The organism is Paracoccaceae bacterium, assembly GCA_012103375.1.
Lineage (GTDB): Bacteria > Pseudomonadota > Alphaproteobacteria > Rhodobacterales > Rhodobacteraceae > WLWX01.
In genome coordinates this window covers 791,719-807,875 of sequence record WLWX01000001.1, presented here as the reverse complement: position 1 = coordinate 807,875, position 16,157 = coordinate 791,719, and the positions used below count along the sequence as shown (strand labels likewise).

At 60.9% G+C, this 16,157-nt stretch carries 16 protein-coding genes and 1 pseudogene; 5 read left to right on the top strand and 12 right to left on the bottom strand.

The window, feature by feature from the left end; all coding sequences use genetic code 11:
• The first annotated feature begins 69 nt into the window (after positions 1-69).
• Together GKR99_04205 and GKR99_04200 are read left to right on the top strand one after the other, a co-directional pair.
• Complete coding sequence (locus GKR99_04205) at positions 70-597, top strand: F0F1 ATP synthase subunit B' (GenBank protein NKB26789.1); 528 nt, start codon at positions 70-72, stop codon at positions 595-597.
• Positions 597-1,157: a F0F1 ATP synthase subunit B gene (locus tag GKR99_04200; GenBank protein NKB26788.1), complete on the top strand. Its 561-nt coding sequence runs from the start codon at positions 597-599 to the stop codon at positions 1,155-1,157. Before GKR99_04205 ends, GKR99_04200 begins: the two co-directional genes overlap by 1 nt.
• A gap of 276 nt (positions 1,158-1,433) precedes the next feature.
• On the opposite strand, the gene GKR99_04195 is transcribed toward GKR99_04200, so the two are convergent.
• Together GKR99_04195 and GKR99_04190 are read right to left on the bottom strand one after the other, a co-directional pair.
• Positions 1,434-2,078, bottom strand: coding sequence for an OmpA family protein (locus GKR99_04195; protein NKB26787.1), 645 nt, complete (start codon positions 2,076-2,078; stop codon positions 1,434-1,436).
• A 145-nt stretch (positions 2,079-2,223) separates the two neighbouring features.
• Positions 2,224-3,063 carry a methylated-DNA--[protein]-cysteine S-methyltransferase gene (locus tag GKR99_04190; GenBank protein ID NKB26786.1) on the bottom strand — a complete coding sequence of 280 codons (840 nt, stop codon included), beginning with the start codon at positions 3,061-3,063 and terminating at the stop codon, positions 2,224-2,226.
• Between the two features lie 109 nt (positions 3,064-3,172).
• Between GKR99_04190 and nth the strand changes: the two genes are divergently transcribed.
• Together nth and GKR99_04180 are read left to right on the top strand one after the other, a co-directional pair.
• Positions 3,173-3,817, top strand: a complete 645-nt coding sequence (gene nth, locus GKR99_04185) for an endonuclease III (protein ID NKB26785.1) — start codon at positions 3,173-3,175, stop codon at positions 3,815-3,817.
• Positions 3,814-4,776, top strand: a complete 963-nt coding sequence (locus GKR99_04180) for an adenosine kinase (protein NKB26784.1) — start codon at positions 3,814-3,816, stop codon at positions 4,774-4,776. Before nth ends, GKR99_04180 begins: the two co-directional genes overlap by 4 nt.
• Here GKR99_04180 and GKR99_04175 read toward each other — a convergent pair.
• Positions 4,773-5,731, bottom strand: a protein-coding gene (locus GKR99_04175) for an IS630 family transposase (GenBank protein NKB26783.1) whose coding sequence is annotated in 2 segments (ribosomal slippage) — positions 4,773-5,387 and positions 5,390-5,731 — 957 coding nt in all. Because the reading frame shifts where the segments join, the coding sequence is not laid out codon by codon here. The two genes, GKR99_04180 and GKR99_04175, sit on opposite strands and share 4 nt — an antisense overlap.
• Positions 5,732-6,220: 489 nt before the next feature.
• On the opposite strand from GKR99_04175, the gene GKR99_04170 reads away from it, so the two are divergent.
• A complete protein-coding gene (locus GKR99_04170; protein ID NKB26782.1) occupies positions 6,221-7,789 on the top strand; it encodes a glycoside hydrolase family 2 in 1,569 nt (522 codons plus the stop codon).
• A 140-nt stretch (positions 7,790-7,929) separates the two neighbouring features.
• Here GKR99_04170 and GKR99_04165 read toward each other — a convergent pair whose 3' ends face one another.
• The 9 genes and pseudogenes from GKR99_04165 to GKR99_04125 all read right to left on the bottom strand — a co-directional run bounded on the left by GKR99_04165 (position 7,930) and on the right by GKR99_04125 (position 16,109).
• Complete coding sequence (locus tag GKR99_04165) at positions 7,930-8,403, bottom strand: hypothetical protein (protein NKB26781.1); 474 nt, start codon at positions 8,401-8,403, stop codon at positions 7,930-7,932.
• 41 nt (positions 8,404-8,444) lie between these two features.
• The gene (locus GKR99_04160) at positions 8,445-8,810 is read right to left on the bottom strand and encodes a hypothetical protein (protein NKB26780.1); all 366 of its coding nucleotides are present in this window, start codon (positions 8,808-8,810) and stop codon (positions 8,445-8,447) included.
• Positions 8,807-9,860: pseudogene (locus tag GKR99_04155) on the bottom strand (gfo/Idh/MocA family oxidoreductase). The gene GKR99_04160 and the pseudogene GKR99_04155 overlap by 4 nt, the downstream one beginning before the upstream one ends.
• Positions 9,857-10,876 (bottom strand): gfo/Idh/MocA family oxidoreductase, encoded by a 1,020-nt coding sequence (locus tag GKR99_04150; GenBank protein ID NKB26779.1) that lies wholly within the window; start codon positions 10,874-10,876, stop codon positions 9,857-9,859. Before GKR99_04150 ends, GKR99_04155 begins: the two are co-directional and overlap by 4 nt.
• A 4-nt stretch (positions 10,877-10,880) precedes the next feature.
• Positions 10,881-11,912, bottom strand: a complete 1,032-nt coding sequence (locus GKR99_04145) for a gfo/Idh/MocA family oxidoreductase (GenBank protein ID NKB26778.1) — start codon at positions 11,910-11,912, stop codon at positions 10,881-10,883.
• A complete protein-coding gene (ugpC, locus tag GKR99_04140) occupies positions 11,909-12,997 on the bottom strand; it encodes a sn-glycerol-3-phosphate ABC transporter ATP-binding protein UgpC (GenBank protein ID NKB26777.1) in 1,089 nt (362 codons plus the stop codon). Before ugpC ends, GKR99_04145 begins: the two co-directional genes overlap by 4 nt.
• A 16-nt stretch (positions 12,998-13,013) precedes the next feature.
• Positions 13,014-14,024 (bottom strand): hydroxyacid dehydrogenase, encoded by a 1,011-nt coding sequence (locus GKR99_04135; protein ID NKB26776.1) that lies wholly within the window; start codon positions 14,022-14,024, stop codon positions 13,014-13,016.
• A complete protein-coding gene (locus tag GKR99_04130) occupies positions 14,021-15,094 on the bottom strand; it encodes an ABC transporter permease subunit (protein ID NKB26775.1) in 1,074 nt (357 codons plus the stop codon). Before GKR99_04130 ends, GKR99_04135 begins: the two co-directional genes overlap by 4 nt.
• Entirely contained in the window at positions 15,087-16,109 is a 1,023-nt protein-coding gene (locus GKR99_04125; GenBank protein ID NKB26774.1) for an ABC transporter permease subunit, read from the bottom strand. Before GKR99_04125 ends, GKR99_04130 begins: the two co-directional genes overlap by 8 nt.
• Positions 16,110-16,157 lie beyond the last annotated feature (48 nt).

Genomic DNA, 16,157 nt, shown 5'->3' with positions numbered 1-16,157 from the left:
CGACGTCATTCCTTACGGTCGGGGGCGCCTGTCGCCCCCGGCGTTCCCTTGAGGTTTTCGGAGGACGTTATGGCGACCGAGACACATGCCGCTGAAGGCGCGGAACAAGCTGCAGGCATGCCACAGCTGGATTTTGCGACCTTCCCGAACCAGATCTTCTGGTTGGTGGTCACTCTTGTGGTCATCTATCTGATCCTGAACAAGGTCGCCCTGCCGCGTATTGCCAGCGTTCTGGCGGACCGTGCCGGGACCATCAGCAATGATATTGCCGCAGCCGAAGATCTGCGCAACAAGGCGGCCGAGGCCGAGGCCGCGTATGACAAGGCGCTGGTCGATGCCCGTGCCGAGGCGCAGAAAATCATCGCCGACGCCAAGGCCGACATCCAGAAAGACCTGGACGTCGCAACCAGCCATGCCGAGGCTGAGATTTCGGCCAAGTCCGCCGAAAGCGAAGCGCGTATTGCGGAAATCCGCGACGGCGCCATCGAAAGCGTGCGCGAAGTTGCCACCGATGTCGCAAAGGACATCGTCGCGATGCTGGGCCAGAAGGCCGACGCCAAGACCATCAAGGCGGCTGTGGAACAAAGGATCAAATGATGATGCGCCTGTCCCTGACCCTTGTCGCGGCCCTGTCCGCCAGCCCGGCGCTTGCCGCTGACGGCCCGTTCATTTCGCTGGGCAATACCGATTTTATTGTTCTGATCTCCTTCCTCGTCTTCGTCGGCATCCTGATGTACTTCAAGATCCCCGGCCTGCTGGCGGGTCTGCTGGACAAGCGCGCCGACGGCATCCGGGCGGAACTCGACGAAGCCCGTGCCCTGCGTGAAGAAGCCCAGACAGTTCTGGCCGGAATCGAACGCAAACAGGGTGAGGTTGCCGCACAGTCCGAACGCATCATCGCCCAGGCCCGTTCGGAAGCAGAAGCCGCAGCAGAAAAGGCGAAAGCGGATATCAAGGCCTCAATCGCGCGCCGCCTTGCCGCCGCAGAAGATCAGATCGGCAGCGCCGAACAGGCCGCTGTGCGCGAAGTGCGCGACAGCGCGATCCAGATCGCCATCGGTGTGGCATCCGAAGTTGTCACCAACCAGATGAGCGATGCCGATCAGGACAAGCTAATTGAAGAGGCGATCGGCGCGGTGGAAAAACGCCTGCACTGATCCGGCCCACTCTATTCACCAATGACACATCAAAGCCCGGACCAAGCGTCCGGGCTTTTTCATTGCAGCCCTGAACACTGCCTTTACATCATCATTGATCCAAAAATATCCCCGCCGGAGGCTGCGCAACATTCCCGCGCCCGACAACTTCAGTGCGGTGGGCTCACCCCTCCCCAGGCGCCATGCAAAAACAGCGAAGCCGCAGGCTTCACCGCTTCATAACGAAAAAGGCCGGGCGCGATGGCCCGGCCTGATCCAAATCTCTCGACGACGGGATTAGCCGTTCGGCGTGATGATAATATCCACCCGCCGGTTCTGTGCGCGGCCTGCATCATTCAGGTTCGACGCAATCGGCTGGCTTTCGCCCTGACCGATGGTGACGACCCGCGCGCGTGACACGCCCGAGCTGACGAGGATCGCCCCGACATTCGCCGCGCGGCGTTCCGACAGGTCCTGGTTATAGGCAGCGGTGCCGACGTTGTCGGTGTGGCCGACAACCTGCACGGTCGTGTTCTGGTATTTGTTCAGGCTGGTTGCCAGAACCTGCAGGTCCGACCGCAATACGGCGCGCACAGCGTCGCTGTCGAATGCAAACAGGATCGCCTCGGGCATGCGCACGATAAGCTCGTTGCCGGTGTTGATCACGTTGATCTCACCATTGGCAAAGCTGCCCTGCAACTCGGCGGCCTGCCGGTCCAGATCGGCACCGACAGCGGCCCCGATACCGGCGCCGATAATGGCCCCACCCAATGCACGGTTACGACGCTCTCTCGAGTTATCGCCCGAGGCCGCCCCGGCCAGAAGACCCAGAAGGCCACCGGTCACAGCACCCTGTTTGGCCTGCTGATTGGGGTTGTTGGGGTCAAACGGCTGCGGCTGACAGGCGGCCAGAAGAAAGGCGGAGCTGACCGCCAGAATCATCGGTGTTTTGATATATTTCATGGGGTCCTTGTCCCTGATGTCCCACATCTCCAGCCGGTTTTGTACGTCCCGGGGCACGCAAAGGACACCCCTGGCGTGAGGATACGCGGCGGAAAGCTCGGCGGAATGCTGCCGAAGGGTGTGTTCAGGCGGTTTCGGCGGCCTCCCAGGCCAGCAAGACGCGTTTGACCGGCAATCCCCAGTGATAGCCGCCCAATCCGCCCGATTTGCGCAAAGCCCGGTGGCAGGGAACCAGCCAGCTGATCGGATTTCGGCCCACAGCGGTGCCGACGGCGCGCACGGCCTTTGGGCTGCCGATGGCGCGGGCAATCTCGGAATAGGTCGTCACATGGCCGGTGGGGATGCGCAGCAACGCTTCCCACACTTTGATCTGAAACGGCGCACCGATCAGGTGCAACCGGGTTTCATCGCCGCCGAATGCCGCCTCGATCCAGGGACGCAAGGCGTCCGGATCTTCAACAAAATCCGCTTTCGGCCAGCGGCCCCGCATATCGGTCATCGCCGCCGCATCCCCGGATTCTTCGGAAAACGCCAGCCCGCACAAACCGCGATCTGTCCCCATCGCCAGGGTGCGCCCGAACGGCCCCTCAAACCAGCCCCAGCGGATCGTCAGCCCCGCGCCACCAAGCGCATAATCGCCCGGCGTCATCGCCTCCCAACGCACAAACAGGTCATGCAGCCGCCCGCCGCCCGACAGGCCCACGGCGTCGGCGGTTTCCAGCGTTGTGAACCGGTTCGCCAGCAGATCCTTTGCATGCCCCAGCGCCAGCCACTGCTGATAGCGCTTCGGCGACACCCCGGCCCAGCGGCTGAAGATGCGCTGAAAATGCGCCGGGCTCAGGTTCATTTCGGACGCGATATCCGGCAGGGCCGGGGCATCCGCGCCCCGCGCGTCAATCAGGTCAATCGCCCGGCGCATCAGCTTATAGTGGTAGGCGTCTTCGAAATTCAGTGTATCGGTCATGGGGTCCTCCGGCGTTGCCCCAGAAATAGGGGCTGCGCCGCCCCCATGCGACCCGAAACCTGCGCTTTGTCTTGCGCCATCTGCATCGCCCCGCCATAACGCGCGCGCCATGCAAGCCACACTGCCCTATTCTACGATCCACGAGATCTTCACCCGCTTTCGCGATGCCGAACCGGAACCGAAGGGAGAGTTGGAGCATTCCAACGCCTACACCCTGGTCGTTGCCGTCGCACTCAGCGCGCAATCAACAGATGCGGGTGTGAACAAAGCCACGCGCGGGTTGTTTGCCGTGGCCGATACACCCGAAAAAATGCTGGCCCTGGGTGAGGCTGGCGTGATCGAGCACATCAAAACCATCGGTCTGTTCCGCAACAAGGCCAAGAACGTCATCAAGCTATCCCAGCGGCTGGTGGACGAATTCGACGGTCAGGTGCCATCGTCGCGCGCCGCGCTAGAATCGCTGCCCGGCGTGGGCCGCAAGACCGCCAATGTCGTGCTGAACATGTGGTTCCGCCATCCAGCACAGGCCGTCGACACCCACATCTTCCGCATCGGCAACCGAACCGGCATCGCACCCGGCAAGGATGTCGTCGCAGTTGAACGCGCCATCGAAGACAACATCCCGGCCGAGTTCGCCCAGCACGCCCACCACTGGCTGATTCTGCACGGTCGCTATGTCTGCAAAGCGCGCAAACCGATGTGCCCGAACTGCCTGATCCGCGATCTCTGCCCGTTTGAGGAGAAGACCCAATGAGCACCCCCCGTGTCGTCGGCATCGGCAACGCCATCGTCGATGTGATTTCCCATGCCGATGACAGTTTTCTGGACAATATGGGGATCGAGAAAGGCATCATGCAGCTGGTCGATCGGGCCCGGGCCGAACTGCTGTATGCCTCAATGGAAGATCGCACCCAGACACCCGGTGGTTCTGTGGCGAACACTTTGGCCGGCCTGGGAATGCTGGGGCTGGAAACAGCGTTCATTGGCAAGGTCAAGAACGACGGGTTAGGGCGGTTCTATGCGAAAAGCATGGCCGATGCGGGCACGATTTTCCCGAATCCGCCCGTTGATGGCGCCGAGGCGCCGACCTCGCGCTCGATGATATTCGTCTCGCCAGATGGCGAACGCTCGATGAATACCTACCTGGGTGCGGGGGCCGATCTGGACAGTGGCGACGTTGATCCGGGTGTTTTCGCAGGTGGCGGCATCCTCTTCCTTGAGGGGTATCTGTTCGACAAGGACGATGGCAAAACCGCCTTTGCCGAGGCCGCGCGCCAGATGCGCGCCGCGGGCGGGCAAAGTGGTATCACCCTCAGCGATCCGTTCTGCGCCGACCGGCACCGCGCCGACTTCCTGCGCCTGATCCGGGACGAAATGGACTTTGTCATCGGCAACGCCGACGAATGGAAAACATTGTACGAAACCGACGATCTGAAATCCGCAATTCATCAGGCTGCCGAGGTCTGCGAAACTGTGGTCTGCACCCGATCCGGCGATCCAGTCTGGCTGATCCGGGCCGGGGATCAGGCCGAAGTGCCGGTGACACCCGTCACACCCGTTGATGCAACCGGGGCCGGGGATCAGTTTGCCGCCGGCTTCCTTTATGGTTTTGCCAAAGGCGCGGACCTCGACACCGCAGGCCGCATGGGCGTTGCCGCAGCAGCTGAGGTGATCGGCCATGTCGGCCCGCGCCCTAAAGCGTTTCGACATTAACCTGAGACATATCCGGCGGCCTTAAAGTAGTTCCAGCATTCTACTGGGTCGTAGAGATCGCAGATTGCTCCGATTGCTTCGAAGACCTGGGTAAAGGACCTGGCCCCGATCCGTCGCAAATGGGCTTTCAGTTTAGAGAAGGCCTGCTCGATGGGATTCAGGTCGGGCGAGTACGGTGGCAGGTAAAGGAACCAGCAGCCGTGATTGCGTAAAGCCTGCGTCGCCTCCTTATTCCGGTGGGTTGCCAGGTTGTCGAGAATGACGACAGTGCCGGGGTTGATCTCGGGGACCAGCACTTCGCGGATGTAGGCCGCGAAGGCGGGGCCATCTATCGCTCCCTTGATGACCCAAGGTGCGATCAGCGCGCCTTGGGTCAGGCCCGCGATCAAGGTTTGGGTTCCCCAGCTTCCGAAGGGCGCATCCATCGTCAGGCGCTTACCGCGCTTGGCTCTGCCGCGTAGGCGCGTGAGGTTTGTCTTCACTGCGGTTTCGTCAATAAAGACAACGCGCTCAGGAAAGGTCGCAATGGCTGGCGAGCGGTATCTGAACCAGTCGGCCCGTTGCTGCCTTACCTTGGCGCGGCGGCGCTCGGTTGCGACCAGCGACTTTTTTTGTACGTGAAGCCGAGCCGGGACAGAAGGTTGGCGATGGAGGAGTGATGCACCCGCACACCCTCTGCATCGGCCAGCGCATTACGCAACTCAAAGAGCGTGATGTCAGGGTCTTGTGCGATCAACTCCTCAAAGAATTCCCGATGCGGAGCCAGCTTTCCCTTGTCGCGCGGCGGTCCCTGCCGGGCAGGTTCCGCATGACCCTTCATCCTCACCTGACGCGCCCACCGCGCGCCTGTGGCAGGCGACAGCTTCAACCGCAACGCCGCCGCGCGCCCGCTCAACCCTTCTTCAATGTATCTCTGAAACCGTATCCGAAGCGCAGATGGCAAAGGTGCTGACATGATCCATCCTCCCAAACAGGATGAATCACAGATCAGGTCTCAAGGGAATCCCTCGCGATTCAGGTTCAAGACGAAACGCTTTAGCGTCGCCCCAAGGTGCGGCCCGTCAACGATTTGGCGTGCATTGCAATTACACGCAGGGGTCAGCAGTGAATAAGGGCCTGCGCGCCAACCAAAGGCAAGACAATGACGAATGACTCCAGACAGACCGGCGTTGTGGAAGACCCTTACTGGCAGATTGTGTTGAAAAACTCCGTTTTAGGGCCTGAACGATGATTTTTCTTTCCATGCAGCCCGATCCTAAATTTTTGGCGCGGGGGTCGGCCCAAATCGCCTACATGCGCTCACGCGCAGCCATGCGCTGTCTCGTGGTCAAAGCTTTCCGACTATTTCGCTTCATAGGTTTTCGCAAGAAATCCGCGACGCTCTGATTTCGGAGTTTTTCAACACAATCGGCACCTCCATGACGAAGATTTCGAAGCGCCGTTCATGACGCCGCGCCTGACGGCTGAGGGGGCCGTGTTCATGGGCGGGCGCACGGTCGTATCGCTGAACGGCGCATGGCGTTTTGCCATCGATCCGATGCGCGAAGGTTTGCGACAGCGCTGGTTCGAACATGACACCCTGCCGATAGATGACTGGGTGATCCCGCGCGATTATGACCACGGCAGTTGGCAGGTGACGCCGGTTCCGGGGTGCTGGACGACGGAGCGCGATGAATGGCTGCGCTATGAAGGCGCGGCCTGGTATTCGCGCGAATTTGACGCCGAGGTGCCGACCGGCGACACGCGCATGTTCCTCAGGATCGGGGCCGCAAATGAACGGGCGCGGGTGTTCCTGAACGGCGTGTTTTGCGGCCTGCATGTCGGAGGCTCGACTCCGTTTTTCGTCGACATCACGCCGCATCTGCGATCCGGGACGAACCTTGTGATGATCGAGGTTGACAACACCCGCCGCGCGGATGCGGTTCCGATGCATCATACCGACTGGTTCAACCATGGCGGCCTGTACCGCGACGTTGAGCTGGTGACCGTCCCCGCCATCCACATCACACAGTTGTTTGTGCGCTGGACTGGAAGTGCGGTGGCCATCGATGTGGCGGTGTCTTGTGACGCAAACGGCATGGCCCAGGTGGATATCGCCGGCTTGGCGCAAGGACAAATCGACGTGCGCGCGGGCAAAGGCAGCGCAGTTCTGGATTGCACGCCCAAGCTTTGGTCGCCGGACGCGCCCAGACTGTATGATGTCGCCGTCAGTTTTGGGACCGACCGCGTTTCCGACCGGGTGGGATTTCGCAGTATCGAACGCCGGGGCCGCGCCTTGTTTCTGAACGGTCGTCCCCTGCAATTGCGCGGCATCGGTGTTCACGAAGAAGACCGCAATGTCGGCAAGTGCAGCGACGCCGGCGATATCCGCCGCCGATTTGCACATCTGCAAGCCCTTGGCGCCAATATCGCCCGGGCCGCACATTATCCGCACCACGAACTGGTCGCGCGCATCGCGGATGAGGTGGGTATCTTGCTGTGGGAAGAGATCCCTGTCTATTGGGACATTGCATTCGACAATCCCCCCACCTTCGAAAACGCGCGCAACCAACTTGTCGAGCTGATCCGCCGCGATGCCAACCGCGCCAGCGTCATCCTGTGGGGCGTCGGGAATGAGAATGCGGATACCGATCCGCGACTGGCGTTCATGCGCGGACTGGTTGAGGCCGCGCGCGCCGAAGATCCGTCGCGCCTGGTCACGGCGGCTTGCCTGATCAACCGCGACACTTTCCGTATCGAAGACCGGCTGGCGGACCATCTGGATGTGATCGGGCTGAACCAATATTTCGGCTGGTACGAGCCGGGGTTTGAGGGGCTGGAGACGCTGCTGAAGAACTCCGATCCCGACAGGCCGGTGGTCATCTCGGAAACCGGTGCTGATGCGGCGGCTGGGTTGCACGGGCCTGACAACCGGCTGTTTACCGAGGAATATCAGGCAAGGATCCTGACCTGGCAGGTCGAGATTGCGGCAAGCGCCGACTATGTCGTCGGCACTTTCATCTGGCTGCTCTAAGATTTTCGCACCGACCGGCGGCAGACACGGCATCAGCGTGGGTGGAATCTGAAAGGTGTCGTTGCGGCGGATAAAACCACGCGAAAACTGGGGTTTACGGCATTGGCGCAAGCCTATCAGACGCATTTCCGCGACGCGGATTAAAGGGCCCGAAGGAACTCCAACAGCGCTCGGCGCATTTCGGGCGTTTCCTGGTGACCCGTCTCCTCGCTGCGAAAAACCGTCAATTGTTCAGGGCAATCCGCATAGGCCCTGCGCAGTTCAGCAAGCGCCGGGTCAACCGCCCCCGCCGGTGTCAGCGGATCCTGATCGCCAATGCCGACGAACTGCGGTCGCGGGGCGATTTGTCCGGCGATTTCGCCGTTTGTGGCAATGTTCAACAGCCCCGGAACCGTCAGGTATATTCCGTGCAGATCATGCGCGCCGCATTCAATGAGCTTTGCAAAATCGGCAAAACAGCAAAGCTGCGCAACAGCGGCAACCCGGGGTTCGGCAGCGCCAAGCCAATACCCAAGCGTGGCCCCCATCGAGATACCGAACACGCCCACGCGGGTCTGATCGACGCGGTCCTGCTCGCTCAGCCATTCGAAGGCGGCCTGAAGCTCTGCGATCATCTGACCTGCCAGCGACCCGCCCTGCCAAAGCGCGGCCTTGGTCAGATCACTTTCCGATCTGCCCGCCCGCCGAAACCCGGCAGATCCACACACAGAACGGCAAACCCCATTTCGACGAGTCTTTGTCCAAGCGCGCCCTGCAATGCGGGCCTGCCATCCAGAACCTCGCGCGCGCCGATATCGTATCGGTTGCCGTGGGCGTGAATATAAAGGATCGCCGGGGCTGGTGACGGGGCGTCGGGGAGCGCAAAGAAGGCGCGAACCTCCTGCCCGGTTTTGGTGGAAAATTCCAGTTGCTGAAAACTGCCGCCGGGGATTGGCCGGGCTTGCGCGGGTTGCAGCGTCAGCGAATGGTGGCCAACCTCAAAAATCTGGCGCAGGTGGTCACGCAGATCGGGCCGGATCACGGCCTAAAACCATCACAGATTGGCAGGTTTCGGTCCAGCGGCAGCGACACGCGCTGAGCGCTGCGATCCGAATGGTATATTGCCGCTGCAAGTTCGATAGATGCGACCCCGTCGCTCAGCGATACTTCCTCGCCGCCCTGACCATCCAGAGCCTGCGCCACCGCCGCGCAAAATCCGGCGAAGCCTTCATGGTCGCGCTCAACCGTGGACAGGATGCGATCAACCTCGGCCTGGCGGGCGGGATCGCGAGGCTGAAAAGTCCAGGTCGCCTCACCCGGGGTGTATGGAAGCCGGGTGCTTTCAACCGTCATGTCATCGAAAATAATCCGCAGGCGGCTGGTGTCATCCGCCGCGCCAAGAGTGATGGATGATGTCGCGGTTGCGCCGTTGGCCATGCGAAACGCGATCGCGGCGCAGTCTTCGGTTTCGATCGGATTTGCGCGCGTGGCAAGCGTTGCCGATACGTCGGCCACCGGCCCGAACTGCTGTGTCAGAAGATCGTGGGCGTGAATCGCGTGGCTGAGGACCGCGCCGCCGAATTCATGCGCCCATGTGCCGCGCCACGGGTTGGCATAATAGTCGGCGGCGGTTCCAGTGGGTTTCCAGCGATGCGGTCAGGGGACGCGACAGGAACCCGGCGCGGCGCAGTTGCGCCAGCGCCTTGAACGCGCGGCCATAGCGGTATTGGAACACCGGAAAAATCCGCCCCTTCGATCCAGCCTGCGCCGCGACCAACCGATCGGCGTCGCGCAACGATCCCGCAATCGGTTTTTCGACGATCACGTGTTTGCCCTGTGCCAACGCCTTCAGCGTGACCGGGACATGCAGGGTCGGGGGCAGGCAGATGTCGACGACCTCGACCGCCGGATCGGCGATCACATCATCCAATGACGCCGAAGGGGTGGCGCCAACCTGTGACGCAAGCCTTGCCGCCAATTCAGCGTTCAGATCGCAAATATGGGTCACGGTGAACCGGCCCGGCAATTCGGCATAGGCCGCCAGATGCTTTTCCCCGATCCCTGCGCCCAGAATCGCGACGCGGCGCGTCACCGCAGCGCACCCAGCCGGATGGCGTTTGCCTGCGCTGTCAGGGCAAGCTCCATCACCTTGAAGCAATGTTCCTGGTGCATCGCGTTTTCAGTGCGGTTGTTCACATCGTCAATCAACCGCTCAAAATAAGGCAAGGGCGCATCCGAGGCGTCGATGTGTTCGCAGGTGTCGCCGTTCACCAGGAAAAGATGGTCGGTGCCATCGCGCCCGGCCACATCCACATATTTGCGCAACTCGATATAGCCGTCGGTCCCCAGGATTGTCAGCCGCCCGTCACCCCATGTTGGCAGGGCGTCGGGCGTGTACCAATCCACGCGAATATACCCCTGCGCGGTGTCGGAACGCAGCAAGATCTCTCCGAAATCCTGCAAACCGGGATCGCCCTGATTGGCGAAATTGCCGACGCTTGCGGTGACGACCTTCGCATCGGTCGATCCGGTGAAAAACAGGAACTGGTCCACCTGATGCGAGGCGATGTCGCACAGGATGCCACCGTAAGACGCCTCATCAAAGAACCAGTCAGGCCGCGTCGGTCGGTTCAACCGATGCGGGCCCAGACCCACGGTCTGCACGACCTGCCCGATGCGGCCTTCGGCAATCAGCTCTGCCGCCCGTGTCACTGCCGGAACCTCGAACCGTTCCGAAAAGTCGATGGACCAGATCCGGCCCGTCCGGGCCACGCAATCGCGGATCGCGGCAAGCTGATCAAGGGTGGTGCAGCCGGGCTTGTCGGTCATCACATCCTTGCCGGCCTGCATCGCCTCTATCGCGCGGTCGGCGCGGTGCACCGGCACGTCGGCGATCAGGATCATGTCAATCTCGGGATCGTCCAGCAGATCCTGCCGGTTGGCGACCCTGGGGATGTCGGGAAACCGCTTGAGGAACCCTTCCAGCGGTTCAGGCGCCCCTTCGGTCCACCAGCCTTTGCAAGTACAGCCCAGCGCCTGCATTTTGTCCAGCTGGCCAAAGATATGCCGGTGATCAATGCCGATCACACCAAGTTTGAGGGGCTTCATACGTCTATCCTTTGACAACCTGCTGCTTATTACCTTCACGAGACGACGCCTCGATAGCGGCAATCAGGCGGTGCACATGCAGCGCCTCGGCCCCGGTGCATCCGGGCGGGCGCCCTGCCCTGACCGACACCGCGAAATCCGCAATCAGCGATTTGTGCCAGTCATAAGGGAACGCCATCGGATCGGCCCCGCCGCCGGTCGCGGCCTCATCACCAAAAACCTCGACCCGGCCATCGCGCCAATGGACCGTCAGAACACCGGATTTGAGCAGTGCCGATCCCTTGTCACAGTCAAACGTCAGGCTTTCTGCATCGCCGGGAAAACTGGCCGTGCTGGCAAAGACCGCGCCGACCGCGCCGTTTTCAAACTCCATGGCACCGGCGGCGAAATCCTCGGCCTCCATCCGGTGAAAAGCGGTCGTCGCACAAAGCGCCTGAACATTGGCCACGGGGCCGGTCATGGACAGCATCAGATCAAGCGTGTGAATGGCCTGGCTGATCAGCACGCCGCCGCCGTCACGCGCATAGCTGCCCCGGCCCGGTTCGTCATAGTAACTCTGGTCGCGCCACCACGGCACCTCGGCGCGCACCACGCGGATTGCGCCAAGATCTCCATCGTGCAGCATCTTTGCCAGAATTTGCGAGGCTGCCCGGAACCGATGCTGAAAGACGACACCAAGAAAGACATCGGAGGCGGCGCAAAGATCGACCAGGCCTTCGGCGGCCTGCATCGTCCGTTCCAGCGGTTTTTCGGTCAGGATGTGTTTTTTCTGCCCCGCAAAGAGGGCGATCAAATCCTGGCGGGCATTCGGCGGCGTGATCACCAGCACCGCATCAACCGAGGGATCATGGGCCAGCGCATTCACATCGCGCGCTTCGGGAAAGCCGTAGGTGTTGCAGAACGCGGCGCGCGCCTCGGCAGATCGTGCGTAACAGCCGCGCACGTCGATCAGATCTTCCAGGTCTTTCAGCGCCAGCGCGTGCGGCTTGGCAGCCATGCCCAACCCGACGACGGCCAGACCGAGCCGTTCGGTCATCCCGCGACCCTGTTCACGATCACCTGACCATCGGCGTCGAACAAATGCATCTCGGACAGGTCGAAATTCAGCGCCAGCTGCTGGCCCTTCACGACCGGCAATTGACCGGGTTGATGAACAGTGATCTGGGGGAGGCCTTCAACATCGCAATAAAGGTAGGTTTCACCGCCAAGCTGTTCGGTGAACGCGACCTTGCAGGTCATGTGTCCGGTGTCGTCAGTGCTGACACGCAGATGTTCAGGGCGAATACCAAGCGTGCAGCGCATGCCATCTGTCAGCCCGGCAATTTCGGGCACGGGGACGGACAGGTTTGCCGCGCTCAGCGTCCAGCCAACGGTTGCCTTGTTGGCCGTCACCTCGATCAGGTTCATCCGCGGTGACCCGATGAACCCCGCGACGAACGCATTTTGCGGGTTGTTATAAAGATCCAGCGGCGCGCCGGTCTGTTCGATCCGCCCGTCCTGCAGCACGACGATCTTGTCGGCCAGGGTCATCGCCTCGGTCTGGTCATGGGTGACGTAGATCATCGTGTCGCCGATACTGGCATGCAGGGCGGCCAGTTCCTTGCGCATGGTGACGCGCAGTTCAGCGTCAAGGTTGGACAGCGGTTCGTCCAGAAGGAATGCCTTGGGTTCACGCACGATGGCCCGACCAATGGCAACACGCTGACGCTGTCCGCCCGACAGCGCCTTGGGTCTGCGATCCAGATAGTCGGTGATCTGCAACATTTCGGCCGCGTCACGGACACGACGATCAATCTCGGCCTTGGGCATCTTCGAATTCTCAAGCCCGAACGCCATGTTTTTGTAGACGCTCATATGCGGGTAAAGCGCGTAGGACTGGAACACCATGGCAAGACCGCGCGCTGACGCGCTGACATTGTTCACGGCCTCGCCGTCAATTTCGATCGCGCCAGAGGTGACATCGTCCAGCCCTGCGATGATCCGCAGCAATGTGGATTTGCCGCAGCCGGAGGGGCCGACAAAGACGCAGAACTCACCCGATTCAACGGTCAGGTCGATGCCGTGAAGAACCTCGACCTCGCCATAGGACTTGCGGACCTGCTTGAGTTTTATTTCGGTCATGGGCGATCTTTCCTGGTCATCTGCTGCGCATCTGCGCGGCAAGTTTGGGGTCGGCTTTTTGCATGCGCAAAGGTGGAAGCCCCTTCAGTATCTGGCCGATGTCATCCAGCATCGCTTCGCGGATTCGGGCGTAAGAGGCATGAAGCCCGCCGGCAAGATGGGCCGAGAACAAGACGTTCGGCGTGCTGCGTATGGCGCTGTCGGCAGGCACCGGTTCTTCGGGGTAAACATCCACCGCCGCGCGGAAGGCCCCTGCCCCGGCAAGGTTCAGGAAGTCCGAAAACTCCACAATCTCAGCTCGCGAGGCCAGGACAACGGTGGCATCTTCGCGGATCGTTTCCAGCAAGGTCCGGCCCAGAAAGCCTTCGTTCTGCGCTGTGACGCCTGCCAGCAGGAATACAACGTCCGCCCCGCCCAGCGCGGTTTCCAGCGACACAGGCTCCAACCCTTCGGCCCGCAGATACCCGTCTGACAGCCATGGATCATGCACCATCAGGCGAACCCCAAATGGGCGCAGAAGAGGTGCCAGCGCGCGGCCCAGATTGCCATAGCCGATCATCGCGACCTCGGCCCCAAAAAGACTTTTCGCGGAACCGTTTCCGGCGATCCCGTAAGCCTCTCTCCCGGTGCGCAGCAGCGGGTCGGCCAGGTGCAGCCCGCGCAGCAGCGTGATCGCCTGCGCCAGGCAGAATTCAGCCACGGCAGGTGCCATTGCAGGTGCCGCTGAAAGCACGTGGATGCCGCGTGCATGGCATTCGGCATAGTCGATATTGTCTTCCCAATTGGCCTTCACATTCAGGATTGCCCGCAGGTTCGGGGCGCGGTCCAGCCGTACCTTCGCCATTGCGGTCTGGCCGATCAGAATGGTCATATCGGGCAGATGCGCCTCGACCAGGTCATCGGGCGCGCGCGATCCCCAATGGGCAACGACCTGCCCCATCGCCGCCAGCGCACTGGCACAATCGGGGGTGTAGACCATCGCCTCGTTGCGCGGAAACGGGTCCATGAAGATCAGCGGATCGGTCATTTCATGCCCGAACTGGCGATGCCGGTGGTGATGAATTTTTGCAGGAAGGCGAAGACCACGACCACGGGGATCAATGTGACGACGGTCATCGCAAGGATGTAGTGCCACTGCACGTCCAGCTCGCCCTGGAACGCGTTCAGGCCAACCTGCAACGTATAAACTTCGGACCGGTTCAGCACGATCAGCGGCCAGAGGAATTCATTCCAGCGCCACATGATCGAAAAGATGGCCAGCACCGCAATGGCGGGCATCGCAAGCGGCAGCACGATCTTTGCATAGATCGTCCATTCCGAGGCGTTGTCCATCCGCGCAGCCTCGATCAGGTCTTTGGGAATGGTCAGCATATACTGGCGCAGCAAAAACACGCCGGTGGGTGTGGCAGCCCCCGGCAGGATCACTGCCCAGAGCGAGTTGATCATCCCAAGCTGGGTAACAACCAGATAGACGGGCACCAGGATCACGGTGATCGGGATCATCAGGGTGCCGATAACGAACAGCATGATCGCATTTCGACCGCGAAACTCGTAGATGCTCAGCCCGTAGGCAGCCATCGAGTTGATCAGCAGCGTCACCAGTGTCGCAATGACCGTCACGATGACCGAGTTTTGCAGAAACTGCACGAAGTTGAAGCGTTCAAGCGGGTCAATGTAGTTTTCCGTCGCCAGCCGAAACTCCCGCACTTTGGTACGCTGGTCGATTGGAATCTTGAAGGTTTGGGCCGGGTCAGCCGGGTCAACCATCTGGCTGACAATGCCGATCCGCCGCACCTGGGCCAGCTGTCGGGTGGACCCGTCCTCCATTGTGACATCGAACAGCAAAAGCGGATCGTCATACCCTTCTACCGGAACCTCGATCTGGCCAAGCGGAAGGAATGTGGGCGGGAATTCGATCAGCCCGGCGGGCGTCTTGAACGAGGACATCACCAGCCAGACGACAGGCCCGAACATAAGCAGGACACCGAACAGCAGATAGACGTAGGTGAAAATATCGCTCCAATGCAAACCGTTGCGGCCGCGCCGGGCGGACAGCAAGGTTGCCAGTGAACGGGTCGGCGTTGTCGTCTCAGCCATTGTCGCGCACCCGTGTTGCTGCAAGTTGCGTCATTGTCAGAACAAACAGCACCACGCCCAGCACAACCGAGGCCGCAGAGGCGAGGCCGAAGTTCTGCACCTGTTCGGTAAAGCCGGTGTTATAGATGTACTGAACGATAAATTGCGTCGCCGTGCCGGGACCGCCGCCGGTCAGCACGAACACTTCGTCGAAAATCTGCACGCCCTTGATCAGCGCCAGAACTACAACCACCAGAAGGTTGGGCCACAACAATGGCAGGGTGATGCGCCAGAACACCCGTTCTTTCGACGTGCCATCCATTTCGGCGGCCTCATAAAGGTCGGGTTGTATCGCTTGCAGCCCGGCCAGCAGGATCAGCGTATAAAATCCCATATGTGCCCAGATCGACACGAACACGGCCCAGAACATCGACCATTCCGGGCTGACGAAAAACAGGATTTTGTCCATCCCCATGGACACCAGAAAAGCATTCAGAATGCCGTCGCGCAGCAGAACCCATTTCCAGATCAGCGCGACAACAACCGGCGACAGCAGCACCGGAAAGAAAAACACGGCGCGAAAGAAGCCGCGGGCGCGGATCTTGCGGTTCAGGATCAGCGCGGTGATCAGCGAGAACAGCACAAGAAATGTGACCTGGAAAAAGATGAATATTGCCGTGTTGTACAGGCCCTTCCAGAACCGATCCTCGCGACAGGTAATCGGGTCGCCGAATGTCTCGCAATCCAGGAGGAACCCGTATTGTTCGGTGCCGGTGTAGACCCGGTTGCTCAGGTACAGCTCCGTGCCCCCGGTCAGGGAAAATGCAAAGTTGATAAATAATGGAATGACGCCGAAAATTCCGAAAAACGCCAGGTTCGGCAGCAGGAATATCCAAGGCATGTGCCGGATGCCGACAATCCGCTGTATCCAGGACAGCGGGTAATCCAACAGCTTGAACAGCATGCTCAGCGGCCGGGCGACCAGCACCGCAAGACGGTCAAGAACGCCGATCCGGCCTGACTTTGCGTCATTCATTATGTCGCCTCCTAAGCGGCAGGCTTCGGGGCCGGCCCGGATCGGGCT